Origin of the sequence: Luteibacter sp. Sphag1AF (assembly GCF_014192715.1) — a bacterium.
GTDB lineage: Bacteria > Pseudomonadota > Gammaproteobacteria > Xanthomonadales > Rhodanobacteraceae > Luteibacter.
On record NZ_JACHYH010000003.1, the window covers coordinates 400,428 to 415,127 of the forward strand.

A 14,700-nucleotide genomic window follows, 5' to 3' on the forward strand; every position below is an offset into this window, starting at 1 on the left:
TGCACGCCGACAACGGCGCGGCGGAGCGCCTGTACTGATGGCCGTTTACGCAATCGGTGACGTACAGGGATGCTACCCCGAGCTCCAGCGGATGCTGGAGAAGATCCGCTTCGATCCTGCGGCGGATCGCCTGTGGTTCTGTGGCGACCTCGTCAACCGTGGCGGCCAGTCCCTGGAAACCCTGCGCCTTATTCATTCGCTGCGTGACAACGTCATCATTACGCTGGGCAACCATGACCTGAGTCTGCTGGCCATTGCGCAGCGGCGCGAGGATGCGCAGTCGCGCGTCAACGCCGAGTTGCGCGAAGTGCTGTTTGCAGAGGACGCTCCGGTGCTGCTTGAGTGGATGCGCAATCAGAAGTTGCTGCACACCGATGAATCACTCGGCTGGACCATGATTCACGCCGGCCTCGCCCCTTCCTGGACGCTGCGCCAGGCGCAGCGCGCCGCGCTGGAAGTCGAGCGCGAACTGGGCGGCCCGCGCCATCAGCGCCTGCTGAAGAACCTGTTCGGCAATCGCCCGCCGGGCTGGAACAATCGCCTTCAGGGTGTGGAGCGTCATCGCGCCACCATCAACACGCTGACCCGCATGCGCTATTGCGACGTGAATGGCCGCATTGATTTTGAAGGCAAGGGCACACCCGGGACACAGAAGCCGGGCATGTATCCGTGGTTTGAAGTGCCAGGCGTTCGCCGTCGCGAGACACGTGTGGTTTGCGGACACTGGTCAGCGCTGGGCCGCTTTGCCGGCCTGGGCGTCTATGCCATCGACACCGGCTGCGTCTGGGGCGGCCAACTCACGGCGCTGCGCCTGGATACGGAAGAGCCGGAATACATCACGGTGCAAGCCGAATCGCACAGGCAAAAGCCCAAGGGTGGCGGAGACTGAGCAAGTGAGCCAAAGCCCATTCTTGTCGGGCGTGGCGGAAAAAATGGATTAAAAAAAACCCGCCTTCTCCGGCGGGTTTTTTTATCAGCTGAGCTGACCGTGGCAGTGCTTGAATTTCTTGCCCGAACCGCAGGGGCAAGGATCATTGCGACCGACCTTCGGACCATCACCCAATGCCGTTGCCGTGGCCACCGAGGCGGCGGCAACCTCAGGCCCCTGGCCTGCGGAACCGGCATCGGCGTGCTGGAATTGCAGACGCTGCGATTCGGCGGCGCGCTGCTGCTCAGCTTCCATCTCGGCGACTTCTTCCTCGCTGCGAACGCGAATGCGCGCAAGCATCTGGACGACTTCGGCCTTGATGCGATTGAGCATCTCGGAGAACAGCTCGAACGACTCGCGCTTGAACTCCTGCTTCGGCTGCTTCTGGGCGTATCCGCGCAGGTAAATGCCCTGACGCAGGTAGTCCATGCTGGCCAGATGCTCCTTCCAGGCGTTGTCCACCACAGAAAGCATCACGTGCTTTTCGAGCGAACGCATGGTGTCGGCACCAATCTGCGCTTCCTTCTCGGCGAACAACGCATCAACCGCTGCGCGCACGTGCTCGAGGATGCCGTCAGCGTCGACTTCCGTCTGCTTCGCAACCCAGGCCACGAGGTCCAGATGCAGGTTGAGTTCGCTCTGCAGTTCGCGGTCGAGACCGGCGATGTCCCACTGGTCGTCGATGCTGTCGTGCGGTACGAATCGACGCACGAGGGCCGTCGAGACGTCCTCGCGGATGTCACGCACCATGTCGGAAATGTCGTCGATTTCCAGAAGCTCGTCGCGCTGCGCGTAGATGACCTTGCGCTGGTCGTTGGCGACGTCGTCGAACTCGAGGAGGTTCTTGCGGATATCGAAGTTGTGCTGCTCGACCTTGCGCTGGACCTTTTCGATCTGGCGCGTGATCAGGCGATCTTCCAGCGGCTCGTCTTCCTTCATGCCAAACATGCGCATCCAGCGACCGATCCTCTCGCCACCGAAGATGCGCATCAGGTTGTCCTGAAGCGACAGGTAGAAGCGGGACGAACCCGGATCTCCCTGGCGGCCTGAACGACCGCGCAGCTGGTTGTCGATACGACGCGACTCGTGACGCTCGGTACCGATGATGTGCAGACCGCCCGAAGCCAGCACCTGCTCGTGGCGCTTTTTCCATTCGGTACGGACCTGGGCGCGCTCAGCGTCAGTCGCATCTTCCGGCAGCGCGGCGAGAGCAGCTTCGAGGCTGCCACCCAGCACGATGTCGGTACCGCGACCGGCCATGTTGGTGGCGATGGTCACCGAACCGGGCGCACCGGCCTGGGCCACGATGTGCGCTTCGCGTTCGTGCTGCTTCGCGTTGAGCACTTCGTGCGGGATGCGCTCCTGCTTGAGCAGCGAGGACACCAGCTCGGACACGTCGATGGATGCCGTACCCACCAGCACCGGCTGGCCGCGCTCGTTGCACGCCTTGATGTCCTGGATGACGGCCTTGAACTTGGCTTCCGGCCCGAGGAACACGGAATCCGGATTGTCGACGCGGACCATCGGCTTGTGCGTGGGGATGACCACCACTTCCAGGCCGTATACGGTCTGGAATTCGTAGGCTTCGGTATCGGCCGTACCGGTCATGCCGGCCAGCTTGGAATACATGCGGAACAGGTTCTGGAATGTGATGGTCGCCAGCGTCTGGTTTTCGCGCTGGATGGGCACGCCTTCCTTCGCTTCCACCGCCTGGTGCAGACCCTCGGACCAGCGACGACCTGCCAGCGTACGGCCGGTGAATTCGTCCACGATGATGACTTCGCCGTCGCGCACGATGTAGTCCACATCGCGCTGGTAGATGGCGTTGGCGCGCAGCGCCGCATTCAGGTGGTGAACGATGGCCAGATTCTTCGAATCGTACAGACCGCTGTCCGGATCAATGACGCCGTCTTCGCGCAGCAGCTGCTCGGCGTGGGTCATGCCCTCTTCGGACATGTGCACCTGCTTCTGCTTCTCGTCCACCCAGTAATCGCCGGCGCCATCTTCGGCTTCCTGGCGGATCAGGCGCGGAACCACGCGATTGACGGCGATGTACAGCTGCGGAGAGTCTTCGGCCGGGCCGGAGATGATCAGCGGGGTACGGGCTTCATCAATGAGGATGGAGTCCACCTCGTCGACGATGGCGTAGTTCAGGCCGCGCTGATTGCGCTGGTCCTTGCTGAGCGCCATGTTGTCGCGCAGGTAATCGAAACCGAACTCGTTGTTGGTGCCGTAGGTGATGTCGGCGGCGTAGGCCGCTTTCTTGTCACCGTGGTCCATGCCCGGATAAACGACGCCGACGCTCAGGCCAAGGAAGTTGTAGAGCTTGCCCATCTGCGCCGAGTCACGGCGAGCCAGGTAGTCGTTGACGGTAACGACGTGAACGCCCTTGCCTTCCAGCGCGTTGAGGTACACCGGCAGCGTGCCGACGAGGGTCTTGCCCTCACCGGTGCGCATTTCCGCGATACGGCCCCCGTGAAGCACCATGCCGCCGATCATCTGGACGTCGTAGTGGCGCATGCCCAGCACGCGGCGCGCGGCCTCGCGGGTGGTGGCGAAAGCTTCCGGAAGCAGCTTGTCCAGCGTTTCGCCGGCCGCGAGGCGCTGACGGAATTCTTCCGTCTTGGCCTTCAGCTGGTCGTCCGATAGCTTTTCAAACTCCGGCTCGAGCGCGTTGATGCGGCGTACGTTTTTCGACAACTCGCGCAACACACGTTCGTTACGGCTGCCGAAAATACTCGTCAGTGCACGATTGAACATCGATCATCCGGATCAGAGACTTAAGGGGTCCCCGGCCGGCATACCCGGTCGGGACAGAAGGGCGATGATACTACGGCCCGCCCATGCTTTCCTCGGGGTGGCGGCGACCGGGGCGTGATTCAACCCCAGAAGCCGTGAGTCAGCGGTGACTGCGGGCAAAAGCCAGCGGATTGACCACCCGGTCGTGATACCAGACCTCGAAATGAACGTGCGAGCCCGTGGAACGGCCCGTGGAGCCGGCCTTGGCGATCACATCGCCCACGTGAACGCGCTGGCCCGGCTTGGCCACGATCACGCTGTTGTGCGCGTATCGGGTCATATAGCCGTTGCCATGGTCGATTTCGATGACATCGCCGTAGCCGTTGCGGATACCCGCGAAGGTGACCATGCCCTCAGCCACTGCCGTCACGGGCGTACCCGTGGGCGCGGCGATGTCGATGCCGGTATGACGTGCGCTGTGGCCGCTGAACGGATCGGGGCGACCACCGAAGTAAGAGGAGATGTAGCCCTGAACGGGCATGCCGGTGGGGCGCAGGCTGGATTCGATGCTGCGGTCGAGCAGCAGATTCTGCAGGGCCTGCAATTGGGCCTGCTGGCTGTCGAACTGACCGGCGAGGTCGTCGATACTGCGATCCAGGGTCTGCGGCAGGGCGTAGGAGACGTCGGTGGACGTGGTCTCCGGGCCGCCCACTGCGGGGGATTCGTCAAAGTTGAACTCACCATCGTCGAGCTTGCCGACCTCGGTAAGTCGTTCTCCAAGAGCGTTGAGACGGATGGACTGTGCCTGGAGCTGGCCGAGCTTCACGGCCAGGGCGTCCAGATCGCGCTGGGCGGTCTTGCGCACCTCGGCCAGCTGGTCGTTCTGGCTGGCCACTTGCTGGCGCAGCGTATGGATGTCTGACAGCGCACGGTCGTGCGGATTGGCCACGGTCAGTGCCAGAGCACCCCCGATGGCCGCGACGCCGAGAACTACGGCTGATGCGCCCAGAGCGATCTTCCGGCGCATGCGCCTGCATGAAAGATCCAGCGTTTTTGGCCCTTTCTGGCCACGTGACACGAGTATGATTTGCATACGATCCACAACAAAGATTTCCGACCGGCCCATGCAGCCTCCGTTCCAGCCACCCCGTCGCTCGACCCGCGGACTGAAGTCCGTTGCCGAGGCCGGGCCCGTCGCGTCGCTCGCCAAAAAGGCGCGCGAACTGGACGAACTGGACCGCAAGTTGCGCCAAACGCTGCCGTCACCACTGCGCGATCAGGTCCGTTTTGCCGATCTGCGCGATGGCCGCCTCGTTTTCCTGGCCCCCTCCTCCGCCTGGGCTGCGAGGCTGCGCATGTACCAGGCGCAAATCCTCTCAGCCGCGCGCGCCTTCGGCGCACCAGCAGGTTCGTTAGCCGTGAAAGTGGCCCCCTTGCCGCCCGAGGAAATCATTCCGGATCGGCATAAAGCACTTTCGGCCACGGCAGCCAGACATCTCGCAGCCGCCGCGGCGTCCCTGTCAGACCCCGTATTGAAGAGTCTGTTCCTCGAACTCGCCTCCCACGCCGAAAAACCCGGCGATTCAGAGACTTGAGATAGCGAGAACCCCCGTTCCACACCCCCGGCTGTCCGCCAGGTGATCACTTTTATAGCACGATCCGTAAGTGAGAACACAAGACCTGCACGCCGCCTTCACGGAAGTGTGACGGGAGCGACGACCGTCGGGCAGATTTGCAGACAACAAAAAAGCCGCGGCTTGCGCCGCGGCTTTTCCGTCCCTGATACGCCTTTAAGGCGTAGCCCGTCAGACCGCCGCAGCGGGATGGGCGTAGGAAATCGGCGCTTGCGCCGGATCCTTGAAGCTGACTTCTTCCCACGCAGTGGCATCGGCCATCAGCGTGCGCAGCAGCTTGTTGTTCAGTTCATGACCCGACTTGTGCGCGTAGTACGCGCCGATCAGGCTGTGGCCAAGCATGTAGATGTCGCCGATTGCATCGAGGATCTTGTGCTTCACGAATTCGTCGTCGTAACGCAGGCCGTCTTCGTTGAGCACGCGATAATCGTCCAGCACCACGGCGTTATCCATCGAACCGCCGAGGGTGAGGTTGCGCTCACGCAGCATTTCGATGTCGCGCATGAAACCGAACGTGCGGGCGCGGCTGACTTCCTTGACGAACGAGGTCGTCGAGAAATCCATCTCGGCCTGCGAATTGCGCTTGTTGAACAGCGGGTGGTTGAACTCGACCGAGAAACCCACCTTGAAGCCGTCGAACGGCTCAAAACGGGCCCACTTGTCGCCGTCCTGGACCTTGACCGGCTTCTTGATGCGGATGAAGCGCTTCGGGGCTTCCTGCTCCTCGATGCCAGCGGACTGGATCAGGAACACGAAAGGACCGGCGCTGCCGTCCATGATGGGGACTTCCGGGGCCGACAGGTCGACGTATGCGTTGTCGATGCCAAGGCCTGCCATCGCCGAAAGCAGATGCTCGACGGTGGAAACGCGGACGTCGCCGTTCACCAGGGTGGTGGAAAGACGCGTGTCGCCGACATTTTCAGGGGACGAGCGAAGCTCGACCACCGGTTCGAGGTCGGTGCGACGAAACACGATACCCGTGTTCGGCGCCGCGGGACGAAGCGTCATGTACACCTTGTCGCCGGTATGGAGGCCGACGCCCGTGGCGCGAATGATGTTCTTGAGCGTGCGCTGCTTAATCATTTTTGGTCAAACCTGTCTGGCAGCAGCCTGAAGTGGCGGAGATGCTAACACAGTCTTAACCTCGGAATAAACAAACCAGACGGTACAGTCTAGATTTGCTTCACTGTTCCTTCAGTCTCAAGTTGAGATTCGTTCTCATATTCCCGTCTCGAAAGTTCTTGCGAATCATGGATCTGGCGGCAGCGAACCGCGCTCCGCCACCGGACGGGGGGCGGCGGAGCGCGGCGGCGTCCAGGCTCCTGCCTGGCGTCGCCTCACGTCATCCCTGACGCGTCATGGGTGCTGCCGAAGCGGTATCAGTCAGCCTGGCGGCGCAGGAACGCCGGGATATCCAGGTAGTCGATAGCCGGCTCGGCCGATTTTGCCTGCACGGGCTCCGAACGCGTGGCCGCGACGGTTTCCGGCTGAGCGTAATCCACCACTTCGTTACCGGTACCGGTGCGAAGCACGACCGGACGCGGACGCTGGCGCATTTCCACCTGCTGCTGGACGGCCTGGCGCACCGGCTGCTGCTTGGCAGCGGCGGCACGGTTCAGGCCCGTGGCAACCACGGTCACGCGGACGTCGTCCTGCATTTCCGGGTCAAGCGAGGTACCGATGACCACGGTGGCGTCTTCGCTGGCGAAATCGTGGATCACGCGACCGATTTCGTCGAATTCGCGCATGGTCAGGTTCGGACCCGCCGTCACGTTGACGAGGATGCCGCAAGCGCCGTTCAGATTCACGTCTTCCAGCAGCGGGTTGTTGATCGCGGCTTCGGCGGCGGCCTGCGCGCGGTCGTCGCCACGGGCGGTGCCCGAACCCATCATCGCCATGCCCATTTCGCTCATGACCGTACGCACGTCGGCAAAGTCGACGTTGATGAGACCCGGGCTGGTGATGAGGTCAGCGATACCCTGAACGGCGCCCTGGAGGACGTCGTTGGCGGCCTTGAACGCATTCAGCAGGGTGACTTCGCGCCCCAGCACCGAGAGAAGTTTCTCGTTCGGCACGGTGATCAGGGAGTCGACATGCTGGGACAGGTCTTCGATACCCTTCAGGGCGACCTGCATGCGGCGACGACCCTCGAACGGGAACGGCTTGGTGACCACAGCCACCGTCAGGATGCCCTTCTCTTTCGCGAGCTGGGCCACGACCGGAGCCGCGCCCGTACCGGTACCACCACCCATGCCAGCGGTGATGAAAACCATGTCCGCGCCTTCCAGCATCTCTTCGATGCGCTCGCGGTCTTCCAGTGCGGCCTGACGGCCGACTTCCGGGTTGGCGCCAGCGCCAAGACCCTTGGTGACGTTGCTGCCCAGCTGAAGATGCGTGCGCGACGCGCAGGTCTTCATGGCCTGGGCATCGGTGTTGGCGACGACGAACTCGACGCCTTCGATGCTGGAGTTGACCATGTGGGCCACGGCGTTGCCACCGCCGCCACCGACGCCGATGACCTTGATGACCGCGTTGGGTGCCAGTTTCTCGATGAGTTCAAACATTTCCCGTCCTCCGCAGAACTTGTGATTTTTAGTTATGTCCCGTTCCCGACTCCTGTCGGGCGCGGGTTGCGGGCAGTCCTATCGCCCCGGCGCCCACCTCCTTCGGGCGCCGAAATAAATCATTTCGTCAGAAGTTCTTCGTAAACCAGCTACGGAACTTCTCGACCATTCCGCCGACACTGCCGCCCGACGAACCGGAGCTGCGCATGCCGCCGCCCGAACGCGAGCCATGCAGCAACAGGCCAACGCCCGTCGAATGCAGCTCACTGGACACGACATCACCCAGGCCCGACACGTGCTGAGGCACGCCGACGCGAACCATCTTGTGGAAAATTTCTTCCGCCAGTTCCAGCGCGCCTTCCATCCGCGAAGCACCACCGGTGAGAACGATGCCGGCAGCGACCAGGCTTTCGTAGCCCGACCGACGCAGTTCGTCCTGCACCATCTCGAAGATTTCTTCGTAGCGCGCCTGCACCGACTGCGCGAGGGCCTGACGTGCCAGACGACGCGGCGGACGATCACCCACGCTGGGCACCTGGATCGTTTCCTCGGCATGGGCAAGCTGAGCCAGCGCACACGCGTATTTGATTTTGATCTCTTCCGCGTGAGCGGTTGGTGTGTGCACCCCATACGCGATGTCGTTCGTCACCTGGTCGCCGCCGACCGGCAGCGACTTGGTGTAGCGAATGGCACCCTGCGTATAGATGGCGATATCGGTGGTGCCTGCGCCGATGTCGACAAGACACACGCCCAGTTCGAGCTCATCTTCGGTCAGCACCGCTTTCGCGCTGGCCACGGCCGCAGGTACCAGTTCGTCCACCGACAGCCCGCAACGCTGGATGCACTTGCTGATGTTCTGCACCGCGCTGGCCGCGCCGGTTACCAGATGCACGCTGGCTTCCAGACGCACACCGCTCATGCCAACCGGATGGCGGATGCCGTCCTGGCCGTCGATGCGATATTCCTGCGACTCCTTGTAGAGCACCTTGCGGTCAGCCGGAATGGCGACGGCGCTGGCCGCTTCCAGCACCTGTTCCAGATCGGCAGACATGACTTCACGGTCGCGGATCGCGGCGGTGCCGTGTGAGTTCTTCGTCTCAAGGTGGCTGCCGGAGATCGACGCATACACCGAGCGAATGTCGCAGCCGGCCATCAATTCGGCCTCTTCCACCGCGCGCTGGATGGAGTGCACGGTCGATTCGATGTCCACGACCGAACCGCGCTTCATGCCGCGCGACACGTGGGTACCGATGCCGATCACTTCGATCGGTTCGCCCGGCTCGTACTCACCCACAATCGCCACCACCTTGGAGGTGCCGATGTCGAGGCCGACGACGAGCTGTTTATCGTTCTTGTTTCTCATGTTCCGGCCTTAGCTTCCGCACGCGTGGCAGCCGGCGCTTCCGGCTGGGGCCACTTGACGGCAAATCCATTGGTGTAACGAAGGTCGGCGTAGGCGAACGAGCCCTGCCGACCGGCGATCAATTGCGGGTACACATCGAGGAAACGCGACAGCCGGCGGTCGGCCTGTTCGCGATCACCGATGACGATGTCGGCGCCACTTTCGGTCGTAACGCTCCAACTGCCACGATCACTCAACGACACGCCGGTCACCTGAAGCTGTGCACGGCCGGCAAACGCTTTCTGCGCCTGCGCATAGAAGCTCACCACTTCAGCCAGTCGCGCATCCGGGCCCCGCAATTGCGGCAGTCCGGCCATCTGATCGGCGCCGGGGGCCTGGAAAACCAGGCCCTGGCGGCTGATCAGCTTGTCGTCGTTCCAGCGCGCAAACGGCTGACGCTCGTAGATGCGAACCAGCAGCGTGTCGGGCCAGCGCTTGCGCACTTCCACCGACTCCACCCAGGGCAACGTGCCGATGGCCGTGCGCACGTCTTCCAGATTGGTAGCAAAAAAACCTTTCCCCAGATGAGGCAGCACAGCGCCGCGCAGCTGTTCGGCACTGACGTGCGTGAACTCCGCCTCGACTTTCAGCTGCGTCACCGGCCAGCGATTGGCCGCGAACCAGCCTTGCATCACGCCAACCACGGGCAACACCACCAAGGTAATGGCGATGACCCAGGCAACGATCCGCGTGGCGGCGCTTCCTTTCACTGATGTCCTCCGTTGGTGCGGACTTCTGCACGGAACGAGGTTTCCAGGATGCGCCAGCACAGATTCTGGAAATCCAGACCTGCCGCTGCTGCGGCCTTGGGAACCAGCGAATGGGTGGTCATGCCCGGTGCCGTATTGACCTCAAGCAGCCAGTTCCGGCCGTGCTTGTCGCGCATCACGTCCACGCGGCCCCACCCCGAGCAGGCCAGCGCATCGAATGCGGTGAGTGCCAGTGCACGCATCTCGGTTTCGGCATCGGCGGAAAGACCCGGAACGATGTACTGGGTGTCCTCGGCGATGTACTTGGCGTTGTAGTCGTAATACGCGCCCTTGGGCACGATCTTGATCGTCGGCAGCACTTCACGCCCAAGGACGCCGACGGTGAATTCGCCGCCCTCCCTGTCGTCACCTTCGATCAGCGTTTCCATCAGCATGTCGCCCGGATAGCGCAGCGCCAGTTCCACAGCAGAATCGAGCTGGTCTTCGGAGAACACGCGCGAGACGCCCACGCTGGAGCCTTCCCACGCGGGCTTTACGATCAGCGGAAAGCCGATCTCGGCGGCAGCAGCGTGCACGTCGGCACCGCGCGGCAACGCCTTGAAGCGCGGGGTGGGAAGGCCGAGCGAAGCCCAGACCTGCTTGGCGCGGATCTTGTCCAGCGACAGCGCGGAGCCCAGCACACCGGAACCGGTGAACGGGATGCCCAGCGATTGCAGCGCGCCCTGAAGCTCGCCGTTCTCGCCGCCACCGCCGTGAAGGATGTTGAACACGCGCGCGAAGTGACCGGCCCGCACGGCGTCCAGCAACGCCGGAATGCCGTCGATGGGGTGCGCGTCGATACCGCTGGCGCGCAGGGCGTCCAGTACATTGCGGCCGGAATTCAGGGACACCTCGCGTTCGGCCGAGCTTCCGCCCAGCACAACAGCGACGCGGCCGAACTGCGCCGGATCAGTCACCGTGTGGCCAAACGTGTTCTGGCCGGTGAGTTGGGTGCTCATCACTTCTCAGTCCTCAGATTTCCAACAGCAGCAAGGTCGATAGCGGCAGCGCCGATATCGCCTGCGCCAAGCAACATGACCAGATCGCCATCGCGCACCAGCGCCGGAAGCGCATCGCGCAGATCGCGGGGATGGTCAATCAGTACCGGGTCGGTCTTGCCACGCGCACGGATGGCGCGCGCCAGAGCGCGGCCATCAGCACCCGGAATCGGGCTTTCACCCGCCGGATAGACTTCCGTCAGCACCAGCACGTCCACTTCGGCAAGCACCTTGGCAAAGTCGTCCAGCAGATCACGCGTGCGGCTGTAACGATGCGGCTGGAACGCCACCACCAGGCGACGATCCGGCCAGCCACCACGCGCAGCAGCGAATACAGCAGCCAGTTCGCGCGGGTGATGACCGTAGTCATCCACCAGCAGCACACTGCCCTGATCCAGCGCCAGCTCGCCGCGACGATGGAAACGGCGGCCCACGCCTTCAAAGCGCTGCAATGCCGACGCAATGGCCGTGGCCTCCACGCCCAGCTGCCAGCCCACGGCGGCAGCGGCGAGCGCGTTCTGCACGTTGTGGCGACCGGGAAGATTCAGCGTGACCGGCAGCGTGCCATCCATGCCGGGCAGATGCAGGTCGAAGTGCATTTCAAAGCCCTGCTGACGCACGTTCGTCGCGCGAACGTCGGCATCCTGCGCATCGATACCGTAGGTCAGCATGCTGCGCGACGTGTCCTGCGCGAGCCTGGCCACTTCCTCATCATCAATGCACAACACGGCCAGGCCGTAGAACGGCAGGCGATGCAGGAAATCACCAAAGGCCTTCTTCACCTGCGCGAAGTCGCCGTTGTAGTTTTCCAGGTGATCGGCATCGATGTTGGTCACCACCGCCATCACTGGCGACAGCATCAGGAACGAACCGTCGGACTCGTCGGCTTCCGCCACCAGATACTGGCCGGTGCCCAGGCGCGCATTGGCGCCAGCGGCATTGAGCTGGCCGCCGATCACGAAGGTCGGATCGTAGTCAGCCTCTGCGAGCACGCTGGCCACAAGGCTTGTGGTGGTGGTCTTGCCATGGGTGCCGGCAATCGCGATGCCACGGCGGAAACGCATCAGCTCACCCAGCATTTCAGCGCGTGGCACCACTGGAATGCGATGGGCAAGGGCAGCCATCAGCTCGGGATTGTCGGCGCGAATGGCACTGGAGGTGACCACCACATCGGCGCCATCCACGTTGGCGGCATCGTGACCCACGTGCACGTCGATGCCCAGACGGGCCAGACGCTCGGACGTCGGCGACACGGCCCGGTCAGAACCGGACACGCTGTAGCCCAGGTTGTTCAGAACTTCGGCAATGCCACTCATGCCAACACCGCCCACACCAATGAAGTGCACGCGGCGGAAGGTGGTCATGAAATCGTCGTGGGCGCGCAAACGACTGGGCGTCATGCGGAAACCTCCATGCAATGACGTGCAATTGTTGCTGCGGCGTCGGGCTTGGCCAGCGTACGTGACGCTACGGCCATCGAGAGAAGGCGACCTCGGTCGCCGGTAAGTTCGCGGATGCGGCCGGCCAGCACACTGGCGTCCAGATCACGCTCCTGAATCATTTCTGCCCCACCGGCAGCGACAAGCGCCTGGCCGTTGCGGGTCTGGTGATCGTCCACCGCGTGCGGGAACGGCACCAGGATCGAGGCCACACCGGCAGCGGCAAGTTCAGCTACCGTCAGCGCGCCTGCGCGACAGACCACGAGGTCAGCCCATGCGTACGCCGCTGCCATGTCGGCAATGAAAGGCTCAACGGACGCCTGCACACCTGCCTGGGCATACGCTTCGCGGGCCTCATCCACGCCGCGCGCCCCGCACTGGTGCAGCACGTCGGGGCGGATATCCTCCGGAAGCATGGCCAGTGCAGCTGGCACGCGCTGATTCAGCGCGCGGGCGCCAAGGCTGCCGCCGAGCACGAGCACACGAGCCCTGCCCTCGCGACCGGCAAGACGGACGGGAGGCTCCGGCAATGCGGCGATCGACTCGCGCACGGGATTTCCCACCCAGTCCGAATGCGGCAAAACACCAGCAAACCCGCTCATCACCGTACCGGCAACATGGCTGAGCATGCGGTTGGTGAAACCCGCCACGCCGTTCTGTTCGTGGACCAGCAGAGGCACACGCGCGAGCCACGCGGCAACGCCTGCGGGACCGGCCACGTAGCCGCCCATCGACAGCACGCAGCGCGGACGCAAGGTGCGCATCAACGACATCGACGCACCCAGCGAGCGGGCCAGCATCATCGGCGCGCCGAGACGCGTCCGGATGCCCTTGCCACGCAGGCCGCCGACGGCAATGGTGTGCAACTCGATGCCGTGCTCGGGAACCACGCGGGTTTCCATGCCGCCTTCGGCACCCAGCCAGACCACGGGAACACGACGCGCGCGAAGCACGTCAGCAACCGCCAGTCCGGGGAAGATGTGTCCACCCGTACCGCCCGCCATGATGAGAACCGGGCCACTCATGCGGTGGCCTCCATCGGCGCGTTGGTCGGCACGCCCATGCCGGGCATGCGGGTGGCCATCTGCCGCGCGTCTTCAGCACGATTGATTTCAAACGTGGCGCGCAACAGCACACCGACCATGGCGCAGGTCAGCAGCACGCTGGAGCCGCCCGAGCTGATCAGCGGAAGGGTCAGGCCCTTGGTCGGCAACACGCCGAGATTCACTCCGATGGACACCATCGCCTGGAAGCCCATCATCAGCGAAATGCCAAAGGCGACGTAGCCGGAGAAACGCTGACCCAGTTCCACGCCCTTGAGGCCAAGATAAAGGCCACGCCCCACCAGCAGCATGTAAAGGCCGATCACCAGGCAAATGCCAGCCAGGCCAAGCTCCTCGGCCAGCACGGCAAGAATGAAGTCGGTATGCGCTTCGGGCAGGTAGAAAAGCTTCTGCACGCTGGAGCCCAGCCCCACGCCCACCCACTCGCCACGGCCCACGGCAATCAGGGCCTGCGTGAGCTGGAAGCCGTCGTTGAATGGGTCCTTCCACGGATCAAGGAACGAGGTGAGGCGCTTGATGCGGTAGTCCTCGGCGGTCGCCGCGTAGATCAGCAGTGGCACCAGGGGTGTTCCCAGCAGCAGCAGGTTGCGCATGCGCGCACCGGCCAGCCACACCATGCCGACCGTAGTGGCCACCACCAGCGCTGCCGAGCCGAAGTCGGGCTGCGCCAGCAACAGGAGCACGATCATGCCTGCCACAGCCACGGGCTTCACGACGCCGAAGAGGTGATATTCCACACCTTCACGATGACGCACCAGATAACTGGACAGATAAATCACAAGAATCAGCTTCACCGCTTCCACGGGCTGGAAGCTGGTGACAATGAGGTTCAGCCAGCGACGCGCGCCGTTGATGCGCATGCCGAACACCGGCAGGAACACCGCCAGCAACATGGCAATGCCGATCAGCAGAAGCGGCACGCTGTACTTCTCAAGCGTCTTCAGTTCGGTGCGCATGGCAGCGCCAGCAAGGCAGCTGCCCAGTACGAGAAACACCAGGTGGCGCTTCAGGTAATAGAACGCACCGATATGCTGACCATCGGCCACGGCGATCGAGCTGGACGCGACCATCACCACGCCGAGGCTTGCCAGCGAAAGCGCAGCAAGCAGCAGCAGGAGGTCGAAACTCCCCCGCGGCCCTTGCCGACGTTTTGCCTGGCTGTTACCGAAGCCGAACATGATTC

The 14,700-nt window shown here is 63.3% G+C and carries 12 protein-coding genes; 2 read left to right on the plus strand and 10 right to left on the minus strand.

Annotated elements, in window-relative coordinates; all coding sequences use genetic code 11:
- The first annotated feature begins 37 nt into the window (after positions 1-37).
- Positions 38-889, plus strand: coding sequence for a symmetrical bis(5'-nucleosyl)-tetraphosphatase (locus tag FHW69_RS11270; RefSeq protein ID WP_183423145.1), 852 nt, complete (start codon positions 38-40; stop codon positions 887-889).
- A gap of 84 nt (positions 890-973) precedes the next feature.
- On the opposite strand, the gene secA is transcribed toward FHW69_RS11270, so the two are convergent.
- Positions 974-3,688, minus strand: coding sequence for a preprotein translocase subunit SecA (secA, locus tag FHW69_RS11275; RefSeq protein ID WP_183423146.1), 2,715 nt, complete (start codon positions 3,686-3,688; stop codon positions 974-976).
- A 139-nt stretch (positions 3,689-3,827) separates the two neighbouring features.
- Positions 3,828-4,694, minus strand: a complete 867-nt coding sequence (locus tag FHW69_RS11280) for a peptidoglycan DD-metalloendopeptidase family protein (protein ID WP_255494757.1) — start codon at positions 4,692-4,694, stop codon at positions 3,828-3,830.
- A gap of 97 nt (positions 4,695-4,791) precedes the next feature.
- On the opposite strand from FHW69_RS11280, the gene FHW69_RS11285 reads away from it, so the two are divergent.
- Positions 4,792-5,262: a DUF721 domain-containing protein gene (locus FHW69_RS11285; protein ID WP_183423148.1), complete on the plus strand. Its 471-nt coding sequence runs from the start codon at positions 4,792-4,794 to the stop codon at positions 5,260-5,262.
- A 210-nt stretch (positions 5,263-5,472) separates the two neighbouring features.
- Here the strand turns inward: FHW69_RS11285 and lpxC are convergent, their stop codons facing one another.
- From lpxC to ftsW, 8 genes are all read right to left on the minus strand, one after another.
- A complete protein-coding gene (gene lpxC / locus FHW69_RS11290; RefSeq protein WP_183423149.1) occupies positions 5,473-6,384 on the minus strand; it encodes a UDP-3-O-acyl-N-acetylglucosamine deacetylase in 912 nt (303 codons plus the stop codon).
- Between the two features lie 296 nt (positions 6,385-6,680).
- Positions 6,681-7,865: a cell division protein FtsZ gene (gene ftsZ, locus FHW69_RS11295; protein WP_183423150.1), complete on the minus strand. Its 1,185-nt coding sequence runs from the start codon at positions 7,863-7,865 to the stop codon at positions 6,681-6,683.
- 127 nt (positions 7,866-7,992) lie between these two features.
- Positions 7,993-9,228, minus strand: coding sequence for a cell division protein FtsA (ftsA, locus tag FHW69_RS11300; RefSeq protein ID WP_183423151.1), 1,236 nt, complete (start codon positions 9,226-9,228; stop codon positions 7,993-7,995).
- Entirely contained in the window at positions 9,225-9,977 is a 753-nt protein-coding gene (locus tag FHW69_RS11305) for a cell division protein FtsQ/DivIB (RefSeq protein ID WP_183423152.1), read from the minus strand. The genes ftsA and FHW69_RS11305 overlap by 4 nt, the downstream gene beginning before the upstream one ends.
- Positions 9,974-10,975, minus strand: coding sequence for a D-alanine--D-alanine ligase (locus FHW69_RS11310; RefSeq protein ID WP_183423153.1), 1,002 nt, complete (start codon positions 10,973-10,975; stop codon positions 9,974-9,976). Before FHW69_RS11310 ends, FHW69_RS11305 begins: the two co-directional genes overlap by 4 nt.
- The gene (gene murC / locus FHW69_RS11315; RefSeq protein ID WP_183423154.1) at positions 10,975-12,414 is read right to left on the minus strand and encodes a UDP-N-acetylmuramate--L-alanine ligase; all 1,440 of its coding nucleotides are present in this window, start codon (positions 12,412-12,414) and stop codon (positions 10,975-10,977) included. The genes FHW69_RS11310 and murC overlap by 1 nt, the downstream gene beginning before the upstream one ends.
- On the minus strand, positions 12,411-13,478 hold the full coding sequence (gene murG, locus FHW69_RS11320; RefSeq protein ID WP_183423155.1) for an undecaprenyldiphospho-muramoylpentapeptide beta-N-acetylglucosaminyltransferase: 1,068 nt from the start codon (positions 13,476-13,478) through the stop codon (positions 12,411-12,413). Before murG ends, murC begins: the two co-directional genes overlap by 4 nt.
- Positions 13,475-14,695: a putative lipid II flippase FtsW gene (ftsW, locus tag FHW69_RS11325; RefSeq protein ID WP_183423156.1), complete on the minus strand. Its 1,221-nt coding sequence runs from the start codon at positions 14,693-14,695 to the stop codon at positions 13,475-13,477. Before ftsW ends, murG begins: the two co-directional genes overlap by 4 nt.
- Positions 14,696-14,700: the final 5 nt, after the last annotated feature.